This is a genomic window from Francisella sp. 19S2-4, assembly GCF_036281795.1.
In the GTDB taxonomy this organism is placed as follows: domain Bacteria; phylum Pseudomonadota; class Gammaproteobacteria; order Francisellales; family Francisellaceae; genus Francisella.
In genome coordinates this window covers 1-22666 of record NZ_JAWUZH010000037.1, presented here as the reverse complement: position 1 = coordinate 22666, position 22666 = coordinate 1, and the positions used below count along the sequence as shown (strand labels likewise).

Here is a 22666-nt window from a genome sequence, read left to right as displayed (position 1 = left end):
TCCTACTCCTACTCCTACTCCTACTCCTACTCCTACTCCTACTCCTACTCCTACTCCTACTCCTACTCCTACTCCTAGTGACTCTGTCCTAGAATGGGATGCAAATACTGTTTATGACCCTAATAATAAAGATGCTCCTTCTCAAGCTATATATAAAGGTATGCTTTATAAAGCTAAATAGTGGACTAAAGGCGAGAACCCTAGCCAATCTGGTCAATGGGGAGTTTGGAAAAATGAAGGTCCTGTAGCTGAACAAGATAAAGGTACTGTATCTATTAAACTTCCTGCTAAACCTAGCTTTATAGCTGATGGTAAATTAGCTGATGTACAAATACTTAAAAATGGTACAAAAGTAGCTGAAGTTAAAGATGCTCAATGGGGATCTACCACTAATCTAGAGATTGTTGTAGGTGACAGTGCAGATCTTACAGTTAGTGTTCCTGCTATCGATGGCGCTACTGGTTCTGCTAGTCCTGCTTCATTTACTCTTGCAAAAGATAAAACACAAACTGTTTCTGTGGAATATACAGCTCCTAAACCTGCTGAAGAAGGTTCTATCAAAATCAATGCTAATGCTGATGTCAGTGGAAATCCTACTACTTCATATACATTAACTGACTCAGATGGAAATGTTGTTAATAGTGGTAATATTGAAGTAAATAAATCTCTTACTTTAGATCATATTCCGTCATCTGAAAATGGTGTTACATATACCCTAACTCTAGGTAACTTTACTACTGATGGGTATAACTATACTCCTAGTAAAACTTACTCAGTAATAGTTTATAACTTCAATACTTCAAGCATTGATGTTAGTTTTGATAAAAAAGCTATTCCTACTGAAAATGTAACTATCTCTGTTGATGGTCTACCTGATGGTAAATCTACTACTTTAACTTTAGCAAATAACAATGGTGATACTAAAACTATCGATCTAAACAGTAACTCTTCTGTTTCTACTCAAATACCTAAAGATGGTAATGTTTGGACTGTTACTGTTGCTGCTGTTTCTGGATATAAAATAGCTACATCTCCTAGCTCTTTCACTGCTGATCAAAATGCCCTAAATATTTCTGTATCTTTTGAACAGCAAGCTCCTATTGAAGCTGGAAAAAAAGTTATTGGTTACTGGGAAAATTGGAAACCAGGTGTAAAAAGCGGTAATTTTGAAGGTAGTGCAGAAGAAATAGCTCCATATACTCATGTTCTATACTCATTCTTAACACTAGATACTCTCCCAAGCCCAGAGAGCCCTCGTGATATCAAGTGGAATGGTGACTATATAAATGAAAGTATGGCTGGAGCAGACACTTTAGAAGTTATGGGAAATTATAAGAATTCTTATGACAATAATTATAATTGGCAAAGAGTTCGTATTGATTCTTTAATTAATCTAGCACATGAAAATAATGGAAAATTTATCTGGGCAATAGGAGGTTGGTCTGACTTACAGCAAACTATCTCTGATAATCAGATAGATAATTTTGTTAATCAAGTTATTGAATTGTTAAAACTTGGCGGTGATGGTGTTGATTTTGATTGGGAACACTTAAGTCAACTAGCAAATGGAAAACCAAATCCAAATAAAGATCAACAGCTAGCAACTTTAGCAAAAACTATGAAAACTCTAAGAGAAAGATTAGATGCTGAAGGTATGCAAGATAAGCAAATTGGCTATACTACAAGATTTAATGCTTTCTTTGAAAGTAGCAAAGCTCATGGTTTTACAGGTGATTTCAATTCTGATGGTGAAGGTCTAGCTATTGAAAAATGGTTAGAAGATCATGGATCTTCACTAAATAACGTTGTCAACTGGGTTAATATCATGGCTTATGATGTTGGACCTGAGAGTATGCCAAATGGTGAAACTTGGACTCCTGAGGTATTTAAGGATGTATTATCTAGCTTTGCTAAATATGTAAACCCTAACTTAGTAGTACTTGGTTTTGAACCAGGTGGACAAGCAGCTGGAGGAAAATGGGAAGGTATGGATATTGATAAAGAAATGATCAATTATGTAGCTGATAATAACTATGGAGGCTCAATGTTCTGGGCTATTAATCAACATGCTATGGGAACTGCTTCTACTTACTATCAAAATGTTGTTACTGGTAATAATGTTCATGACTTAGCTAACTATTCTAAAGAAGAATTTGAACTAGAATAAATTCAGCAAATAGAAATTTTCTAAATCCCAAATAATAAGTACAAGCTTTTTTAACTAGTACTTTTCTTTATAGTTGTATTAATCAATATTATAAACTTTGATATAGTTTTCTTTAGTAAAATATTAGATTTATTAGTATTTGCAAAACTATTTAGTATTTTATAGTATTTATAAAATTTTGTTCATAAAACCAAGTTAAATAACTAGAGAAAGTAGAAGCTTTATTTTATTAAATTATCCGTTTAAATATATACCATTATCTTTTATCAAGATTTTCTTTTGTTTTAAAAGAGTTCCAATAGCTCTTTTGAATGCTGCTTTACTCATGCCAAATTCTCTTATGATATCATCTGGATTTGATTTATCATTAAATGGTGCTGAACCCTCATGATCAACAAGATACTTCTCTATAAGAGCTGCATTTTTATCTAAATCTTTATGTACTAGCTGTAATGATAAATCTATACGCCCATCATCACGAATATTTTTGATATAGCCTTTGATTGACTGCCCAAAACTTAATCGTTTAAATACTTCAGAACCATAGATTATTCCCCAGTAAAGATCATTTATAATCGCTTTATAGCCAATATTTGTCGAATTAGCAATTATAAGATCTACTTCTTGATTTGGCTTTAAATCATCGCTTGCATAATCTTTTATAAATTTATTAATTTTTGATGATGCAGTTATTCGACCATTTATTTTATCTAAATATAGATAAACAAGGTATGACTTACCTATCTCAAAAGGTCGATGTTGCTCAGCTGACGGTACAAACAAATCCTTCTCTAAACCCCAATCTAGAAATGCTCCTATTTTTGTCAAATTTTTAACTTGTAAGTAAGCAACTTGCCCTATTACTGGCACATTTTTAGTTGTTGCAACAAGCTCTGATTTTGAATTATGATATAAAAACACTTCTAGATTATCTCCAATTTTGGGAATATCCTTAAGCTCTGATATTGATAATGTTGCTTGACCTAGTTCTAAAGCATCTAAAATTAAATAATACTGTTTGTTATCCAAAATTTTTAGACTGTTATATTTTCCTATGGAAATCAAAATATCTTCCTTTTTGACTTAATACTAAAGAATATTATCATAATTATAAGTTAATCCCACCAAGTTTTATTTACTATTTTAATAGTAATACTACGTAGAAAATAAGCATTTAATAACCAACTTTACATATTTTCTTATACATGCTTTAATAAGTTAAATTCAAATAAATCTATACCAAAATGAAAAAAACAATAACATTTATTTTTGCATTTATACTATTATCAACTAACATATATGCAAAACCATTAACTCTGCCAAATAATGTAATAGCATTCTCTAGTCTAGAGGGTCAAAAGTTACTTAAAACTGCCCCAGAAGAATATTCTCAACAATACTGGCAACTTGCTAAATATTTCACAACAGAAAATGGTACAACCTTTTGTGGGCCAGCTTCTGATGTTATGGTACTCAATGCTTTAGGTATACAACCTGCTTTATCACCAGCACATATGCAATATGCAATATTTGATCAAAATAATATTTTCTATAATAAAGATTTAATTAAAGATAAAATAACTCCTCAATATGTTTACGCTCGTGGACTTACTATCGAACAAACTGCTGAGATAATTAATAAGCAAGATACTATAGGTTCAAAAGCTCAGGCAAAAGTATTTCATGCTAATGAGTTTAAAAATGAAGATGCTTTTAAAATAAAACTTCTAAATAGCATGAAAGAAGGTAAATATATTATAATTAACTATAGTCGTACAGGTATGGGAGCGCAAGGTGGTGGTCATTTTTCTCCATTAGCGGCATATAATCCTACTAAAGATATGTGGTTACTTATGGATGTAGCTAGATACAAATACCCTCCAGCTTGGATCAAAACTTCTGACTTATATAAAGCCATACAAGCCGAAGATTCTTCATCACATAAGCCACGTGGAATTATTATTGTCTCAAAAGAAAAATAATAGATTTACCCAAACATATTTTTCAAAGCAGAAAGACTTTGTTTTGAATTTTCTTTGCGAGTCTCTGCACATTCTTTCTCTGTGCCAACCCAATACAAATCTGTTTCTGGTAACTCGTCAATAAACCTACTAGGAGTTGACACCTGTTTTTCGCCAAATTTTTTACGATGTTTAGTCATGGTTATAGTTAGATTTTCTTTAGCTCTTGTAATAGCTACATACGCAAGACGACGCTCATCTTCTATAGATTCTTCTTCGATACTTTGCTGATGTGGTAATATACCCTCTTCCATGCCCATTATATAAACTTTTTTAAACTCAAGTCCTTTTGAGGCGTGCATAGTTATTATCTGAACTTGATTGTCATTTTTATCTTCATTATCTCTATCTAGGATATCAATCAAAAGCATCTTGTTTAGTACTGATGATAATGACTCAAGCCCATTATAAGATTCATCTAATTGATTAACTATCCAGTTTAGAACCTCCATTACATTAGCATATCTAAATTCAGCTTGCTTCTCAGATGAGCTAGAATCAATCAACCACTGTCTATATGAGATATTATCAATAAATGTATGTAAGACTTTTTTTAACTCCACAGCTGAAATACTTGAAATAATTTCTTGCTGCGTGCTAAGTATTAAAGTTTTAAAATTTAGTAATTTCTTTTTTGTAAATTCACGTATTTCAAAAGGTTCCAAATTATTTAAAGTATGGAAAAAGCTACAATGATGCTCACTAGCATACTCTCCTAACTTATGAATCGTAGCACTACCAACTTCTCTTTTAGGAGTATTTACCACGCGTAAAAATGCCCTATCATCATCAGGATTGACAATTAACCTTAAATAAGAAATTATATCTTTAATTTCAGTTTTTGAGAAAAATGAACTTCCACCACTTATAGTATATGGAATCTTATGCATTTGCATATATCTTTCTAAAAGATAAGCTTGATAGTTACTTCTAATCAAAATAGCATAATCTGAATTTCTAGAGTTAGTTTTTACCCGATCAAAAAAGATATCACTGGCAATAAATTGAGCTTCATCTTCATCATTTATCAAACTAATTATTTTTATTTGCTCACCATATGTCTTTGCTGACCATAATTTCTTCTCAAAAATATGGCTATTATTCTCTATTAGCTTATTAGCAACATTTAAAATTCTACCAGTTGAGCGGTAATTTTGCTCTAATTTAATAACTTTAAGATTAGGAAAGTCTTCCTGTAAATGACGTAAGTTCTCAGGTCGAGAACCTCTCCAAGCGTATATTGACTGATCATCATCTCCAACTACTGTAAATTTATTTTTATTCTGAGTTAGATACTTTAAAAGCTGATATTGTGACTCATTAGTATCTTGATATTCATCAATTAAGATATATCTAAACTTATCCGACCATAATTTTTGAATATTATGATGATTTCTGAATAGCTGAATTGGTTGGAATATCAAATCATCAAAATCAAATGAGTTATATGACCTTAAATACTTTTGGTATTCTTTATACACAAATGCTGCTTGCTCTTCTAAGTCATCTGCTGGATTAACTTCATCTGGTGTTAATAAAGCAGATTTCCAAAAGGAAATTTTTGACTGAATAAATCCAGTATTTTGCTTAGGTAATTGATACTGATCATAAGCAATATCATATATTAATGTCGCTGAATCATGACTATCAAAGAGAGTAAAGTTTTTTTTATACTCTAGCTCAGAGAAATGTCTTTTTAAAATAGATAGTCCAAGAGAGTGAAATGTTGATATAACAAGACCTTTGGATTTTTCTTTATCTAATCGAGACTTAACTCGCTCTTGCATTTCTTTAGCTGCTTTATTTGTAAATGTAACAGCCAAAATACTTTTTGCTGGATACAGCAGTTCCTCAATAAGATAGGAAATCTTCTCAATGATAACACTTGTCTTACCACTACCAGCCCCTGCTAATACCAATAATGGTGTACTAGTATATTTAACAGCTTCTTGTTGCTGGGGGTTCAAATAATCTAGCATTTAACTATAATTTGACCATTACTAAGCTCATATTCTTGCTCTGTTGCTTCTTTATGAAAGACTACAAGCATATAGCATTGATTATCAATAAAAACCTTATTTACAACATTTGCTAATGGCTTATTATTAGTATCTTTTAAATCAAAATTATCAATATCTGATTGAGATTTTACTACAGCTAGTTCTTTTTTAAGCTTAGCTTTATAATGCATCCTTGCTATTACTTCTTGACCCATATAACAGCCTTTTGTATAGCAAACTACATTATCAATATTATCTAATTCTAATTCAGCAGGTAAAAACTGCTCAAAATTTTGAGAATTTATAATAGCTAACTTATTAAAAATATTCTTTTTCTGTATTTGCTCATAATTAGCATTAGACTCTAAGCTATCTTTTTCTAAGATATCATGGTTTAAGAAAGCATCTTTTGTGAAAAATAGTGAGTAATTTTCATTTATAGAAAAAGTAACTTTTGAAAACATACCATACTTTTTTAACCATATTATCAAATCCTCAACAACACCCTCTTCAACAGAAAGAAGTAGTCTATCATCTGCAATAAACTTAACAAAACAAAGTGATATAATACGCCCTTTTAAATTCGCAAAAGCTGCTAATAAAATATCATTCTCGGAAGATAATTTATTCAAGTCAGCTGTTACTAAACCTTGTAGAAATTTTTTAGTATCTACACCTGATACTTCTAAAATTTTAAAATTTTGATATTGAAAAACCATAAGAAAACCTAATACTTACTAGAATATTTTAACTAGTAGATTTTAGTATATTTAGAGAAACTATGCAAAGAATGTTTTTAATCTACAATATTAAAAATTAGCACTCGTACCACCAATCCCTGGAGGTTGATTATTTTGTATACCGCCTTGAGGACCATTTAACATCATCTGTCTACTTAAAGCAGCATCTTCACCACTTATTGATAAATTACTTCTAATATTTTCCTCTGGCGTAGTTAGATTAGCTAAATTTGGATTATCATCTTCAGAATCATGTTCTTTAGCTTTTGCAGTATAGACTTCATTATGAGAATATTTTTCTGATGGCGGTAATGTTTCTAAATTTGGATTATTTTTTTGATTTTTTCTATGCATTCCCATTACATTAGTTTTAAGATCATCATCTTCTTTTTCTTCTACTGTTTTTTTATGTGGATGGTTATTAACTTTAACCTTCTGTTTTGATGTTTGAGATGTTGCTACACTATCAAACTGTTCATCATTAGAATCATCTATTTGAGATGCGCAAAAAGCCGGTACAATAAAAGCTGACGTTAATACTGATGATAATAAAAATTTTCTCACTACAAATTCCTTACTATAGATTTTCTTTTATAATATTTTCTAGCTCAACGGTATCTTTTGCAAACTGTCTAATTCCTTCAGCTAATTTATAAGTTGCCATAGCACTTTCATTCATTAACCAACGGAATTTTGATTCTGTAAGCTCAGGATCTTGCGTTGAAACATCTAGAGAATTAGATAAAACAGTCTCAAGAAGTTCTTTTCTTTGCTCTAAGTCTTCAAGCAAGTTCGGAGAAATAGTTAAAGCATCGCAACCTGCTAAAGCTATAACTTGATTAGCATTTCTAAAACTAGCTCCCATAACAATAGTTTTAAAACCATGATTTTTATAGAAATTATAGATAGTCTTAACTGAATTAACCCCATCATCATCTTCAACGTTAGGAAAACTTTCTAGATTATTTTCTTTTATTTGCCAATCAGTAATTCTACCTACAAATGGAGATATTAAATAAACTCCTGCTTCAGCACATGCTTGAGCTTGAGCTTTATCAAATATTAATGTTAGGTTACAGTTTATACCCTCTTTTTGTAAAAGTTTAGCTGCTTTTATACCTTCCCAAGTTGCCGCTATCTTTATCAAAACTCGGTCCTTACTAATACCATTCTCTTGATATTTAGATATAATCTTTTTTGCATAATCAATTGTCTCTGCTGCATTAAAAGATACTCTAGCATCAACTTCACTAGAAACCTTGCCATCAATAACTTCAAGTATCTTAATACCGAAAGTAACTAAGATTTCTATTAGTATCTCTTTGATTAGCTCATTTGTATTTAGTTTTGGATTTTTTGATTTTACATCTTCAATAGTTTGTTTAACTAAATCAGAATACTTTTTATCTTTGACTGCTTTTAGAATTAAACTAGGATTTGTAGTTGCATCTACTGGTTTATATTTTTTTATTAACTCAAAATCACCTGTATCAGCAACTACCATAGTAACTTTTTTTAACTGCTCTAATACTGACTGTTGCATACTTTAATAAATTTTAATTTAGATTTTAATTACTAAAGTATACAGTTTAGAATATATCCAAGTAAATAAATAATCAGTATTTTTTGAAGATAAATAGTAAGAAATATGTAAACTTAAATATATCTAATTAAATATTAATTTGATATTTATTTTTAAGAAGTTCAAACATAGCTCTAGCGGCCATCATCTCACCACCTTTAGGCTTACCTGGCGTACTCGAAACATTCCAAGCTATCATATCAAAATGTATCCAATTTGGAGCATCCTTCTCTCCTACAAAATGCTCCATAAAAAGAGCTGCTTTGACTGCGCCGGCAAATGGTGATAAATCACAATGAGAGATATCTGCAAATTCAGTTTTCAAACTTTTTCTATAGCAATCTGCTAAAGGAAGTCTCCATACTTGATCTTGCATTGATTCACCATATTTATAAACTTCATCAGCAATTTGATTATTATTACAAAAAAATGCTGAAATCTCAGGACCTAAAGCAACTCTAGCAGCACCAGTTAATGTTGAGAAATCTATCAATAAATCAGGTTTTTTCTGTGACTCATCATACAAAGGTTCTGCTAATATCAATCTACCTTCTGCATCTGTATTAGTTACCTGGACTGTAGTACCATTTTTCATTTTGATTATATCACTAGGTCTATATGACTTAGCATCAATAGCATTTTCAACTGTTGGAATCGCTAAACTTAAATTTATAGGAAGCTTATATTTCATAATCATATAAGCAAGTCCTATTGCATTTGCAGCACCGCCCATATCTTTAAGCATAAGGATCATTCCTGCAGCAGGTTTTATATCTAAACCACCAGTATCAAAAGTAACACCTTTACCAACAATAGAAACTTTAGGATGATTTTTATCTCCCCAATTTAATCTAACTAAACGTGGAGCTCGATGACTACCTTTACCAACAGTATATATCCCCATATAACCCTGATTAGCTAAGTCTTCACCAACAATCTCTTCAAAATCAGCATCAAACTCACTAGCTATTTGTTTTATAATACTGGATATATCGGCAGGTCCCATATCTTCAGCTGGAGTAGTTATCATATCTCTAACAATATAATTTGCCTCAACATTCCCTAAAATATGCTGACATTCTTTAGGCAAAAATATTTTTATATTATTCTCACTTACTTTTGACTTGTATTTTTCAAACTTATAACAAGCTAATGCAAAAGCAATGTAGTAAAGACTCATATCTTTGATATCTGAATATTCAATATGATAAAAGCCTGATGATATTTGTCCAGGCAAATCTGCAATACTAAACATATCATCAGATACAAGACAAATAATTTTACAAATTTCACCTTGCAAATTAGGAATTGATAAAACTGTTTTATTTTTATCAAATTGCTTGACAAAGTTTTGTAAAAAACTATCTTGATCTTTTAACCAATTAGTGAAATTTTCTTTTTTAATAAGATATATAGGTAAAGAATCTATATTTTTATCTTGTGTAAAACACTTTAATTCTGTTGATATATACATTTATTTATAACTCCACATTTTGATCTAAGATCAACCAATTATTAAAATCTTGTACCGTAGTCGCTGTCAATATACCTGCTGTTTTATAAAGACTTAAAAATCCCATTACATAGTCAAACTCAGCATTATTTAACTCAATTAATCTTTTATAATAATCATTTAATAATATAAAGTACTGCGTAATTGTTGTTGTACCCTGCTCATATCTTACCCTATATTTTTCATAGGCTATCTTAGCTGCTGCAACCCCTTTACGTAAGTTCATAACTTCTTTTTTCTTTAATTGTACAAATCTAAAAGCATACATTGCATCATTCTCAGCAACCCTACCTGTTTGGATCATATCAAACTCAGAAGATTGATAATCATATGCTGCTTTTTTAAGTTGAGCATAATTAGTTCCACCGGCAAATATATTCCAAGTTAAATTAATCCCAAAATAAAAGGCATTTACTGTTCCTTGAGCTGGTAATGCATAATCAAAAACCGGGTTACCAAGTGAACTTACCTCATTAAACCCAGGAGAATACTTAACTTCAAAATTAACTTTTGGCATAAAAGTTCCTGTTACAGACTGATAATCATAATACTTACTTTCTTTTGTATGCATCGAGCCCAAATATGATGGATTACTCCTCATTGCAAGATTTTCCCAGCCTTCTTCTGTATCTGGTGATGGATCTTTTATCTTAAATTTATTACTATATAAAACTATATCATCTGTATTATTTGTAAATTTCTGTAATTGAGCGCGAGCAACTTTTTGCTCTCTTTTTGCTGCGGCATAATCAGCTTCTGCGATATAATAGTTAGCCTTTGCTGTTTCATAATCTGCAATATCTGCAACACCTGAGTCATACTTATTTTGAAGTTCATTATAACTTTGCTTGTTAGCCTTTAAATTATATGAGTTATACTGAACATTTTTTATAGCTTTGGCTAAATTAAAGTATGCATAGCTGACATCATACAAAAATTGTTGATAATTCGTTCTATAATCTTGTTGAGCAAATTGAGCTGTTTCTTGTGCTGATTGTAAATCCTTATAAGCACCATAATCAAATAATGGTTGGGTTAATGTAACTAACCCCTCTATTCCATCAAAAGGACCTGTACCTATATCTCCGCCTGCTCTATTTTTCCCTTGTAATACATTACCTGCAGTTATTGAGCCTCCAATATCTATTCTTGGCAAAAGTTTACCTAGTTGAACAGCTGGATCCATTTGTTGGGAATTTAACTTAAAACCAATATATTTATATTGAGGAGAATTTTGAATAGATTGTTCAATAGTAGTAGTATAATCAGATACAACTCCACTGGCAAAACCAAGGTTGCATAAAGACATACCTAATAATACTGATAAATATCTATATATTATTTTCAAAATACTACTCTTTTATATTTTCGCGAATAAACTTCTCAACTTGATTTAAAGCATAATCAATATTTGCTGAATTATTGCCACCACCTTGAGCCATATCAGGGCGTCCGCCACCTTTTCCATCAATATGGGTACTAAACTCTTTAGCAATATCGCCAGCTTTTATTAATTGTGTTATAGCTTTACTTACTCCAATTACAAATTGTACTTTTCCAGAAGCAATCGTACTTAAAACAGCAATTATTTTGTCATTTTTAGATTTATAATCATCTATCTTTTCACGCAATGTCTTAGCATCAACTCCCTCAATATTAGCTACAATAATAGTAATATCTCTATATTTTTCTTCTTTAATATCATTGCTTGAACCAGATAATAGATCTTTTTTCAATTTAGCTATTTGTTTCTCTTGGCTTTTGACTTGCTCTTGTAAAGATTTTAGCTTATCAAGAATATTATTATCATTTGCTTTTAAAGATTCTTTAATAGCCGAAACCTTATTTTCTACTTCAAAAGTATAATCAATTGCTTGTTGGGTAGTTATTGCCTCTATTCTTCTAATACCAGAAGCAATACCCCCTTCTGAAACTATTTTGAACAAACCAATATCTCCTGTACGACTCACATGAGTACCTCCACAAAACTCTATTGAGAAATCACCCATCACTATAACTCTGACTATATCACCATATTTCTCACCAAAAAGAGCCTCGGCTCCCATATTTTTTGCTTTCTCTTGAGATGTTTCTATCGTATTAACAGGATAATTTATTCTAATCTGTCTATTTACCAAAGTTTCAATTTGCTCAATCTGCTCTCTAGAAATAGCTTTATCATGAGTAAAATCGAATCTTAGTTTTCTTTCATCAACTAATGATCCTTTTTGCTCAGCATGATCTCCTAATACAATCTTTAATGCTTTATGTAATAAATGTGTCGCACTATGATTTGCAGCTATAGCTAGTCTTTGTTGATCATTTACCCTTGCTGTAACTTCATCATTTTTACGTAAAATTCCTTTAGATACTTTACCTATATGTAATATAGCGCTACCTGACTTTTGAACATCTTCAACTATAAACTCTACACCAACACCTTCAAGAACACCTTTATCGCCAACCTGTCCACCGGATTCAGCATAAAAAGGAGTTTTGTCCAAAATTATAACAGCTTCTGCTTGCTCTGTTAAACTATCTACAGCAGTGCCATCTTGATAAATCTCAAGAACTTTTGCATCATCTATTAAAGTTGAATATCCTTTAAACTCTGATTTAACTTGAGAACTAATTATATTGTTATAATCAATATTAAACTTACCTGCGTCTTTTGACCTTTGCTTTTGTTGTTTCATTAATTTCTGAAAAATATTTTCATCTACTTTTAGACCTTTCTCTCTCGCCATATCTGCAGTTAAATCAAGAGGAAATCCATAAGTATCATAAAGCTTAAAAGCAACATCACCAGATATTAGATTATCTTTTATATTTTCTATTTCAGTTTCAAATATCTTTATACCATTCTCAATAGTTTTTAAGAAAAGCTCTTCTTCTTTTATTAATGTTTTTTCTATAAGCTCTTTTTTATCAATTAACTGAGGATATGCTTCACCCATTTGATTGATTAGTTCATCAACAAGCCTATAAAAAAATACTTCATTTGCACCTAGCTTATTACCGTGGCGTATTGCTCGACGAATAATTCTACGTAGAACATAGCCACGACCTTCATTAGATGGTAAAACTCCATCAGCAATTAAAAATGCACATGAGCGAATATGATCTGCAATAACCTTTAATGATGCTGAATTAATATCATCAGCATTTGTAATTTGCTGAGCCTTTTTAATTAATGCTTGGAAGAGATCTATATCATAGTTACTGTGAACATCTTGTAAGACAGCTGCTATTCTCTCTAGTCCCATGCCTGTATCTACTGAAGGCTTTGGTAAATCTGTAGTACTACCATCTGCATGGCGATTATATTGCATAAAAACAATATTCCAAACCTCAATATATCTATCACCATTCTCTTCCGGTGTCCCAGGTAACCCACCTGGAATATCTTCGCCATGATCATAAAAAATCTCCGTACATGGCCCACAAGGTCCAGTATCACCCATTGACCAAAAGTTATCTGATGAATCTATACGAATAATTCTCTCTTTAGGCAGACCAATATCGTTATGCCAAACATCAAAAGCTTCTTCATCAGTAGCATATATAGTAACCCATAACTTCTCTACTGGTAGCTTAATCTCTTTTGTTAAAAATTCCCAAGCAAACTTGATAGCTTCTTTCTTAAAATAATCTCCAAAACTAAAATTACCTAACATTTCAAAAAATGTATGATGTCTAGCAGTATAACCAACATTATCTAAATCATTATGTTTACCACCAGCTCTTAGACATTTTTGTACAGTAACAGCACGTGAAAAATCTTTCTTCTCCGCGCCAAGAAGAACATCCTTAAATTGAACCATTCCCGCATTAGTAAAAAGTAAAGTATCATCTCCAAATGGTATTAACGATGAACTTGGTTGATGCGAGTGATTTTTCGACTTAAAATAACTTATAAATTTGTTACGTAATTCTTTAGTAGTAATCATGATTTACCTTTAAGTAGATATTGCTACAGGTTTCTTATTAAAAATAAAATAAAACAGAGAATATTATAAACTATTTTACTAAATAAAATAAACTCTACTAATCGCATTTACTCATAATTACATATATAATCTTGATTATATCGTTATTTTAAGATCTTAAAATGAAGAAAAATAAAAAAAAGAAGATTATAGTTACTATTATAACTTTAGCTATATTGGTACTAATAGTTGCTGCAGGTTATTACTTTTATCATCAATCTGTCATAAAAAAAGAAGAGGAAGCGAAAAAAGCAGCTGAATTGGCAGCAATGCCTAAACCTTCAAGCTACTGTCTTATGAGCTATAAAATATCATCTGATAATGGTAAAACATGGGAAAAAAAAATTATAGATGATGGACAAAAAGTTACATATCAAGCAGAGTGTTGGAAAGAGTATCTTAAAATTATGAAAGACTTTGAACCTGATACCGCTAAAGATGGTAGTTGGATTGGAAAAACAAAGGATGGAAAAATAATTTCTGATCCATCTTTACAAATATCAGAATCACCTTTTGATCCTAACGCTAAAAAACCTGAACCACAAGAAGAAAATCAAGATAATAATTACTCAATTAACCTTCAACCATCAAGATAACTAGAAATTAGAAACTTTCTGATGGTATTTTTTTATAATTTTATTTTTTATATCTGTACTATCTAAAGAGTTAAAATTTTCTAAATAACTCTCATTTTCAATTAAATTTCCTTCATAAAGAAATCTCAAGCTATTTTTACATTTTAAATCTTTTGGATAAGAGTTTTTCTTGATTTGATACCATGCCGATAGTCTACTAATATCATCTGCTGAGACTATAAATAAATGCTTTTTAACTCGTGTAATCGCCACATAGAAGAGTCTTCTCTCCTCTTCAATAACATCATCTGAAACTTTAGTGTTTTTATCACCAAAGAAACCACCCTCGGTAACATCATGAACAACAACATAGTCCCACTCTAAGCCTTTTGCTCTATGCATTGACATAATTTGTATCTGATTAGGATCATTATTTTCTTGCTGATTAGATTTCAGATAAAGATTGTACAACAGCTCAATAAAATCAACTAGAGAACTTTTTTTGCTATTAGCAAAACTTGCTATTCCATCTATAATTTGAAGCTTTGACTTACTTGAGTGAGTTTCGCCTGAAATTTTAGATATTTGCTTTTCTAAATCTAGATTTTCTAAAATAAAGTTTATTGCTCGATCTGACTTTTTTATCCTAGTATTATTGAAAATACTCCTCCAACTACTCGCAACTGCTAATATATTTTTTTCTTTAAAAGGCTTATCTACATTTTTAGCAAGATTTCCTATCAAGATCATAGCTTGCGAAATATCTTTTGCTATTTCTTGTGCTAGTTTCTGTTTAACATCTTTTTTTAAATATAATGATGGATAATCCAACATTGATTTTATAAACTCAACTCGTTGTTCTATAGCGTGTTTTTCAAAACCGTAACCTTTGTTAAATAACATCAAATAACCATACATTGCTTTAAAAAGGTTCTCACTAAAAATATTCTTATCAGCAACTACATTATAAGCAAGATCGTTATATAAACAGCTTAATTCAAAAACTGTTGTAGAGTTATATTTTCTAACTAATATAGCGATCTGATCTGCTTTTACACCATTTTGAATAAGTGTTTTTAATTTCAAAACAACTTTATCACTATTATCTAAGATACTGATATCTGTAGTTTTATCTTTTAGCTTTGGATATGTTATACACAAATTATTATGGCGCTTTTTATTATTAGTAATAATATTATTAGCCATGAGAGACACTAAATCACCATAACGAAAAGTATAAGATAACTGATATTGTGTTACGTCTTTAAAATCTTTTTTAAATCCTTCTAACATATAATATGGTGTCGAACCTCGCCATTGATAGATAGTTTGATCAACATCTCCAACCGCCATTACATAGGTATTATCTCCAACAAGACATTTTAAGAAAAACTGTTGTACCTGATTTATATCTTGATACTCATCAATAATTATATGTGAATATAAATTATTTGCTCGAGAGACACTTGAACTATCTTTCTCAAATAGCTTCGCTGGCAAATATATCATATCATCATAGGTTATAGCTTTTTGTTTCTCACATTCTTTATTAAACTCAATAAAGATCTTATCTAGAAGTTTCTTTTCCTTTGAGTTTAATTCTTTTATCCTTTGATTATTTAAAGTAAGATCGGACTTAAGTAATGATATATATTCTTTAAAACTTTCTACTCTTTCATTATCTATATCTTTAGTTATTTTAAGTTCTTTTTGATATAGTCTTAATAGTTTTTGGATAACAGTATCAACTTCATACTCTTTTAAAATTTTTTCGAAATTTATATACCCAGCTTTAGCAAAAGCTTGTAAAAAACTATTGCCCAAAGAATGCATTGTTCTAACATTAATTAGTCTAGAAATCTCAGGCTTGATAGTTCTTTTAAGCCTATTTGCAAAATCAAGCTGCGCTGACTTATTATACATTAAGACTAGTATTTTATTTGGAGTAACTCCTTTAGATATTAAATGTTCTATCCTAGCAATTAGAGTTTGTGTTTTGCCGCTACCAGCAACTGCTGAAACTAAAGCATGCTTTTTAATATCATGACTAATAATTTTCTGTTGCTCGGATGTATATTGCATTTATTCTTTTGATATTTCTTGATCTAATTGTTGAAGAGATTCTTTTTTAGGCTGAGAAAAGTTTTTGTTAGTAAATAATCTTGCAACAACATAACTAAATGTTAATACGATTTGTTTTAAAACATTACCTACAAATTTAACTAACACTAATATTGTAACCCCCATATACTTAACATAGTTAAATATATTCAAACTCGCTCTTTTATCTTTAATAAATCGAAGTGGCGCAAATATAAATAATGCTAAACTAATCATTACTATATACGAGAAAATTGAGCCTAATAATTGCTCATACCATTGAGCAAACCTATAAAACAAAACTAGTACAATAACTGTTACTACTATTAATAATAAAAATAAAAATAAATTTTTCTTTTTCATCATACACACTCTTAAAACATTAGTTAAAATAATGATACCATTATTTATTATAACTTATGTTATAATCTTAGGCTAAAATTATAGAACTTAATATAAATACATTATTTTATGACTACAGATCAAAGATTACACATTGTTACAGAAGCCCTAGATGATTTAAAGGGGTTAGATATCCAAGCTATAGATGTTGAACATCTAACTGACATGATGGACAAAATGGTTATTTGCACAGCCTCATCAACTACTCATGCAAAAGCTCTTTCTAAACACCTAGAACAAGAACTTAAAAATAATAATATCTCTATTTTAGGTATTGAAGGTGATAGTAAATCTGATTGGGTTTTAGTTGATACAGGTGATATTGTAGTTCACATAATGCTTGAAGAAACTAGAAACCTATATGCATTAGAGAAACTTTGGGATATTCAACGCCCAAATAACTAATTATGAAGCTTGAGCTTTCTTTAGAACAGTGGCAAAAAATCCAAGATTTTGCTCTTAATGATCTAAACTTATCATCTATTTCAAAAGCTGACTGCGATCTTTCTGAATATATACCATACTATAATAAATGGATAGAGAACGGATTTCATGCTGATCTTGATTATATGACCAAACATGGCTCAAAAAGATATATTCCTGATGAATTAGTTCCTGGAACAAATAGTGTAATTGTAGCTACACTAAATTATCTTAATAGACCTATCTCAATCAAATCTGAAGTAAAAAAATTAAGAACGCCTAGTAATATAGCAGATATTTCAATATATGCTCATGGACGTGACTATCATAAAGTCATGAAAAAGAAGCTACAAAAACTAGGTGAATATATAGACCAATTAACAGGTAATCATCAATTTAGAGTATTTACAGATAGCGCCCCAGTTTTAGAAAGACCTCTTGCAGAAAAAGCTGGACTTGGTTGGCAAGGTAAAAGCTCAATGCTGATGAATAAAACTCAAGGGTCATTTTTCTTTATTGGGGTTATCTATAGTAATCTTGACCTATCGAAACTCCCTAATCTAGAGAAACACGTTGATTCTTGTGGTAAATGTCAAGCTTGTATAAAACTTTGCCCTACTGGAGCAATACAACAAGGAAAGATGATTGATTCTCGTAAATGTGTTTCTTATCTAACTATAGAAAATAAAGGAGCCATTCCTTTAGAACTTAGAGATAAAATAGGTACTAGAATTTACGGTTGTGATGATTGCCAACTAGTTTGTCCTTTTAATGATCAAGCACCTATGACAACAGAAGAGGATTTTCAGCAAAGAGATTTCCTAGTCAATAGACCACTATTAGAACTTCTTGCGTGGACTCAAAACGATTTTGATAAATACACTCAAGGATCTGCTATTCGTAGAATTGGCTATGAAATGTGGATTAGAAATATAACTATAGCTATAGGAAACTCAATATATAGTAAGGACAATATTAAAGCTTTAAAACTTAAAAGAAATGAGTTTCTACATAATTCCTTATTACTAGAACATATTGATTGGGCAATTAATAAACAACAAAGTTTAATCAAAAAAATGGATAAATCATTGTGATTTATATATTGTTTGTTAGAATTGCTAAGGAATACTTTTATAAACAAAGGAGAAAATAAATAATGAAATTAACTAAAACTCTACTTATAGCACCTTTAGTTGCTGGAGCTTTGATTAGTACTAGTTTTGCAGCAGATAATAAATCTGATATAAGCTATTCTGTTGGATATACAATGGGTAAAACTCTACAAGCACAAATGCAACAAGGTAACGTTTCTGCAGACAATAATCAGCTAATTGATGGTCTAAAAGATGGTATCGATGCAAAAAAACCTAAGTTAACTCCAGAGCAAATGCAAAATGCCATGCTGGAATTCCAAAAGCAAGCTCAAGCTTCAGCTGATCAAAAAAATGCTCAGTAATTGAATTTAAGGAGTAAATAATGACTAAGAAAAAACTTTTAAAAGCACTTGCTATAGCAGCTATTACAACTAGCTTAGTAGCTTGTTCAAATAGCAGTAGTGATGATTCATCAACTACTACTAGTGCTAGCACAAACTCAGGTTCTACAATAGCCTCAACAACACAAAATACAACTGATACAAATAGCGATAACGTTAAAGCTAATGCTAGCTATACTATTGGTTTTGGTATGGGGTCAAGCATATCTCAAGATCCAAATCTTAAAAACTTTGGATTATCCAATGATCAAGTAATAGCTGGATTTGAAGATGCCATGAATGCTAAACAACCAAAAATCTCTGAACAAGAGATTAAGAGCAATATGGATTCTCTTCGCCAAACTATGATGAAAAAAATGAGTGAGCAAAGGGTAACTAGCTTCCTTAATATCAAAGATAGTATGTATAACTCAGACTTAACGCCTAAATCAGATGTTAAAAATCCTAATGTTGTAATATATGAATTCTTTGACTATCAATGTATGTATTGTTCAAAAGTAGCTCCTGAAATAGAAAAAGTTATGAAAGACAATAAAGGTGTTCAAGTTGTCTTTGGTGAATTTCCTATCTTTGGACAAAGAGCTCCTGCATCAGAATATGCTGCTGAAGTTGGTACTGCTATCTATAAGCTATATGGTGCTGACGCTTATGTTAAGTATCATAATGGCATATTTGCTACAGGCGAAGACGAAGGTAAACTGACTGATTCAACTGTAGATAAAGTAGCTACTCAAGCAGGTGCTAAGATTGACGCTGTTAAAAAAGCTATTAAAGATGATAAAATAGCAGCGCATATAAAATCTACTTTAGATATGGGCTTTAAAGATCTTGATATTCAAGGAACTCCATTCTTAGTAGTTGCTCCTTTTAAAGGTGCTAATGCTGATAATACTACTGTAATAGGTGGTTACACAGATGCTGCAAATATCCAAAAAGCTATAGATAAAGCTAATGGAAAAACTACAGTAGCTACTACAAGCCAATCTAAATAATCCTAAAATCATCTAACATTTAATTTCTTTAAAAGAATAAATTAAACTTATAAAGCAAATTTATTTGTTATAATATAATCTCTTTAATTATCAAATATTAATTCTTAAAATGTTCCAAATAAGAAAAGGTAGTAAATATCTTGTTTTTCTTGTAGTAATATTTACTGCTCTTCCTCCTTTTGCTATAGATGCCTACATTCCCGCATTTGGTAATATTAGTAATTTCTTTCAAGTAAATGTAAGTATTTTATCTATTACTATTTCAACATATGTTGTAGGATTTGGTATAGGTATGGTTTTTTGGGGTGCTTTATCTGATAGGTATGGTCGCAAAAACATACTAGTAATTGGCATGTTGATATATATATCAAGTACTATTTTATGCTCATTTACACATAACTTTGATACACTTATTTTTATGAGATTCCTACAGGGTTTAGGAGATTCACCTGCATCTATAGCTGCTACAGCTATACTAAAAGATTGCTATAGAGGTCAAAAGTTAATGAAAATGATGGCTAAAATGATTATGGTTTTCATGATAGCTCCTATTGTAGCTCCTATAATTGGTAGTATTATTATTTATACTACTGGACGCTGGCAAGACATCTTTCACTTTTTAACTATTTATGGAATTATTCTACTAGTAATAAGCCTAATGATGCCTGAAACACACCCTTCACATAACAGAGCAAAAAGTTTGCTAGAAAGCTTTAAAGTCTATTTTAAGCACTTTATAAATATACCATTTATTATAACTAGCCTTGTAGGAGCTCTTTGTTTTGGAGCATTATTTAGCTTTATAAGTGCATCATCTAATTTAATTATCCAATACTATAACCTTGGATATACTCAATATTGTATACTTTTTGGTGTAAATATCTTTGGTATAATCTTTGCTAGTTTCTATATAGAAAAAAAGATAACCTCATCAAATCAAAGATATTTTATAGTTTTAGCATACATTACTACTATTATATTTGTAGCTGTAAACATCATAAGCTCAATATTTTTTAATAATATTTATTTATTTACTATATTAAATACCTTAGCAGTAGCTAGTTTTTCTTTGATAAGTATTATTACAACAAGCAGAGCAACTGACTTATTAAAAGAAGGCTTTGGAGCTGGTAATGCAATTATAAGACTAATAAGATTTGTCGTGGCTGGACTAGCTGGATTCTTTCTTAGTTTTCTATCTATATCTCACTTGATGATAGGAATTCCAATAGAGCAATTAATATTTGTAATAGTTTCTATACCTATTTTTCTTATAATTAAAAATAAGATTTTTCCAACGATAGCTCATTAAAATATTTTTTTATGCGTATGGCAATAAGGTAAAGATCCTTGCTTCATATAGTAATCTAAGTGATAGTCTTCAGCTACGTAAAAAGGTTTTACTTCCCTAATTTCTGTTGCTACTTTATAGCCTTTTTGCACAAGAGAGTTTTTTAACTTTTCTACAACTTGTCTTTGCTCATCATTATAGTAGAAAATAGCAGATTTATACTGTTCACCTATATCAGGGCCCTGACCATCAACTTGCTGAAAATCATGAATTTCAAAAAAGTACTTTAATAAATTCTCAAGTGAAAGCTTTGTCTTATCAAAGATTATTCTGACTACCTCTAAATAACCTGTATTACCATTACATACTTCTTTATAGTTTGGATAAGGCTTATCCCCACCACAATATCCAGATTCAGCAAATAGTACTCCATCAAGTTTCTTCATATAATACTCAACACCCCAAAAACATCCTGCTGCGACAATTATCTCCTCAGTCTCACCAAAATTTTCACTAGCAATGAAATCAACAGATGCAGAGTTTACACAATAACGAGTATTTAGTTTTGTATAGCCTTCACCATGAAAAATATGTCCTAAATGCCCATCACAGTTATTACATAATATTTCTGTTCTTCTGCCATCAGCATCAGGAAGCTCTTTAACATTATTACTTATATGAATATCATAGCTAGGCCAGCCACAAGTTGAAATAAACTTACTATCTGCCTTAAATAAAGGTGTGCCACAATTTCTACAAATATAGACTCCATTCTGATCTAAATCATTATATCTACCTGTAAATGGCTGCTCTGTATCTCTATTGATTATAATCTCATATTCTTTTGGAGTTAAACTTTTTGTTTTAAGCACTATAACACCTCTAACTATCTATTAAATATTGTTAATAATTATCATACAAACTTTTGAAAAAGTATATTCTAATCTACAATAATTATATGAGATTAGAAGTTGTTTTATAGCAAATTTATGGAGTGAAAAATGGACAACAATATAAAACTTAAAGATTATATATCTCTTTTTATATTTATAGTTATAATTCTTGGTGTTGGTATGGTTATTGGTATGTTAACTGGTCAAAATATACCGACATGGTTTATCCATTTAGAGAGCCATTCTTTTGCTCCCCCTAATTGGATATTTGCACCAGTTTGGACAGTTCTATATATTATGATTGCTATGTCAGGCTGGCTAATCTTTTTAAATGATCAACTTAGAGGAAAAATTTTTGTTATTTATGCTATTCAACTAGGTCTTAACTTCTTATGGAGTTTTATCTTTAAGACTGTTGAATAAATCTTTCAATTTCTATGAATAGGAATATTTTTGCTATTTTTAGTAAAAACTTAGCCTTAA

Annotated in this window: 20 protein-coding genes and 2 pseudogenes; 10 read left to right on the top strand and 12 right to left on the bottom strand. The window is 30.6% G+C overall.

Going from position 1 to position 22666, the window contains the following annotated elements; all coding sequences use genetic code 11:
* Positions 1-181: hypothetical protein (locus R8535_RS10875; RefSeq protein ID WP_442902173.1), on the top strand; the 181-nt coding region annotated here is incomplete at its 5' end.
* 191 nt (positions 182-372) lie between these two features.
* Here R8535_RS10875 and R8535_RS10870 read toward each other — a convergent pair.
* A complete protein-coding gene (locus R8535_RS10870) occupies positions 373-561 on the bottom strand; it encodes a hypothetical protein (protein ID WP_442902172.1) in 189 nt (62 codons plus the stop codon).
* Between R8535_RS10870 and R8535_RS08300 the strand changes: the two genes are divergently transcribed.
* Positions 518-2167, top strand: coding sequence for a glycosyl hydrolase family 18 protein (locus R8535_RS08300; RefSeq protein WP_442902171.1), 1650 nt, complete (start codon positions 518-520; stop codon positions 2165-2167). The two genes, R8535_RS10870 and R8535_RS08300, sit on opposite strands and share 44 nt — an antisense overlap.
* Before the next feature lie 234 nt (positions 2168-2401).
* Here R8535_RS08300 and R8535_RS08295 read toward each other — a convergent pair whose 3' ends face one another.
* Complete coding sequence (locus R8535_RS08295; RefSeq protein ID WP_329498268.1) at positions 2402-3232, bottom strand: CvfB family protein; 831 nt, start codon at positions 3230-3232, stop codon at positions 2402-2404.
* A gap of 179 nt (positions 3233-3411) precedes the next feature.
* Between R8535_RS08295 and R8535_RS08290 the strand changes: the two genes are divergently transcribed.
* Positions 3412-4149, top strand: a complete 738-nt coding sequence (locus R8535_RS08290) for a phytochelatin synthase family protein (protein WP_329498266.1) — start codon at positions 3412-3414, stop codon at positions 4147-4149.
* A 5-nt stretch (positions 4150-4154) separates the two neighbouring features.
* On the opposite strand, the gene R8535_RS08285 is transcribed toward R8535_RS08290, so the two are convergent.
* The 7 genes from R8535_RS08285 to alaS all read right to left on the bottom strand — a co-directional run bounded on the left by R8535_RS08285 (position 4155) and on the right by alaS (position 13973).
* The gene (locus R8535_RS08285) at positions 4155-6167 is read right to left on the bottom strand and encodes a UvrD-helicase domain-containing protein (protein WP_329498264.1); all 2013 of its coding nucleotides are present in this window, start codon (positions 6165-6167) and stop codon (positions 4155-4157) included.
* Complete coding sequence (ygfZ, locus tag R8535_RS08280; protein ID WP_329498262.1) at positions 6161-6907, bottom strand: CAF17-like 4Fe-4S cluster assembly/insertion protein YgfZ; 747 nt, start codon at positions 6905-6907, stop codon at positions 6161-6163. Before ygfZ ends, R8535_RS08285 begins: the two co-directional genes overlap by 7 nt.
* A 90-nt stretch (positions 6908-6997) precedes the next feature.
* Positions 6998-7492: a hypothetical protein gene (locus tag R8535_RS08275; RefSeq protein ID WP_329498260.1), complete on the bottom strand. Its 495-nt coding sequence runs from the start codon at positions 7490-7492 to the stop codon at positions 6998-7000.
* A gap of 13 nt (positions 7493-7505) precedes the next feature.
* Complete coding sequence (tal, locus tag R8535_RS08270; protein ID WP_329498258.1) at positions 7506-8471, bottom strand: transaldolase; 966 nt, start codon at positions 8469-8471, stop codon at positions 7506-7508.
* A 127-nt stretch (positions 8472-8598) separates the two neighbouring features.
* Positions 8599-9984: a M17 family metallopeptidase gene (locus R8535_RS08265; RefSeq protein WP_329498256.1), complete on the bottom strand. Its 1386-nt coding sequence runs from the start codon at positions 9982-9984 to the stop codon at positions 8599-8601.
* 4 nt (positions 9985-9988) lie between these two features.
* Complete coding sequence (locus R8535_RS08260) at positions 9989-11371, bottom strand: TolC family protein (RefSeq protein ID WP_329498254.1); 1383 nt, start codon at positions 11369-11371, stop codon at positions 9989-9991.
* Between the two features lie 4 nt (positions 11372-11375).
* Positions 11376-13973, bottom strand: a complete 2598-nt coding sequence (gene alaS / locus R8535_RS08255; protein ID WP_329498252.1) for an alanine--tRNA ligase — start codon at positions 13971-13973, stop codon at positions 11376-11378.
* Positions 13974-14134: 161 nt separating this feature from the next.
* On the opposite strand from alaS, the gene R8535_RS08250 reads away from it, so the two are divergent.
* Positions 14135-14608 carry a hypothetical protein gene (locus tag R8535_RS08250; protein WP_329498251.1) on the top strand — a complete coding sequence of 158 codons (474 nt, stop codon included), beginning with the start codon at positions 14135-14137 and terminating at the stop codon, positions 14606-14608.
* On the opposite strand, the gene R8535_RS08245 is transcribed toward R8535_RS08250, so the two are convergent.
* Together R8535_RS08245 and R8535_RS08240 are read right to left on the bottom strand one after the other, a co-directional pair.
* On the bottom strand, positions 14609-16669 hold the full coding sequence (locus tag R8535_RS08245; RefSeq protein ID WP_329498250.1) for an ATP-dependent helicase: 2061 nt from the start codon (positions 16667-16669) through the stop codon (positions 14609-14611).
* Positions 16670-17050 (bottom strand): hypothetical protein, encoded by a 381-nt coding sequence (locus R8535_RS08240; protein ID WP_329498269.1) that lies wholly within the window; start codon positions 17048-17050, stop codon positions 16670-16672. It lies immediately after the preceding gene.
* A gap of 108 nt (positions 17051-17158) precedes the next feature.
* Here R8535_RS08240 and rsfS point away from each other — a divergent pair, with 108 nt between their 5' ends.
* The 5 genes and pseudogenes from rsfS to R8535_RS08215 all read left to right on the top strand — a co-directional run bounded on the left by rsfS (position 17159) and on the right by R8535_RS08215 (position 21311).
* Positions 17159-17494, top strand: a complete 336-nt coding sequence (rsfS, locus tag R8535_RS08235) for a ribosome silencing factor (protein ID WP_329498249.1) — start codon at positions 17159-17161, stop codon at positions 17492-17494.
* A 2-nt stretch (positions 17495-17496) separates the two neighbouring features.
* On the top strand, positions 17497-18606 hold the full coding sequence (gene queG, locus R8535_RS08230; RefSeq protein ID WP_329498247.1) for a tRNA epoxyqueuosine(34) reductase QueG: 1110 nt from the start codon (positions 17497-17499) through the stop codon (positions 18604-18606).
* Positions 18607-18668: 62 nt separating this feature from the next.
* Positions 18669-18968: an FKBP-type peptidyl-prolyl cis-trans isomerase N-terminal domain-containing protein gene (locus tag R8535_RS08225; RefSeq protein ID WP_329498245.1), complete on the top strand. Its 300-nt coding sequence runs from the start codon at positions 18669-18671 to the stop codon at positions 18966-18968.
* 20 nt (positions 18969-18988) lie between these two features.
* A pseudogene (locus R8535_RS08220) lies at positions 18989-19993 on the top strand (DsbA family protein); the annotation flags it as partial.
* Positions 19994-20108: 115 nt separating this feature from the next.
* Complete coding sequence (locus tag R8535_RS08215; RefSeq protein WP_329498243.1) at positions 20109-21311, top strand: multidrug effflux MFS transporter; 1203 nt, start codon at positions 20109-20111, stop codon at positions 21309-21311.
* Here R8535_RS08215 and R8535_RS08210 read toward each other — a convergent pair.
* Positions 21308-22162, bottom strand: coding sequence for a bifunctional methionine sulfoxide reductase B/A protein (locus R8535_RS08210; protein ID WP_329498241.1), 855 nt, complete (start codon positions 22160-22162; stop codon positions 21308-21310). The genes R8535_RS08215 and R8535_RS08210 overlap by 4 nt on opposite strands.
* 129 nt (positions 22163-22291) lie before the next feature.
* Between R8535_RS08210 and R8535_RS08205 the strand changes: the two are divergent.
* A pseudogene (locus tag R8535_RS08205) lies at positions 22292-22591 on the top strand (TspO/MBR family protein); the annotation flags it as partial.
* Between the last annotated feature and the right edge of the window lie 75 nt (positions 22592-22666).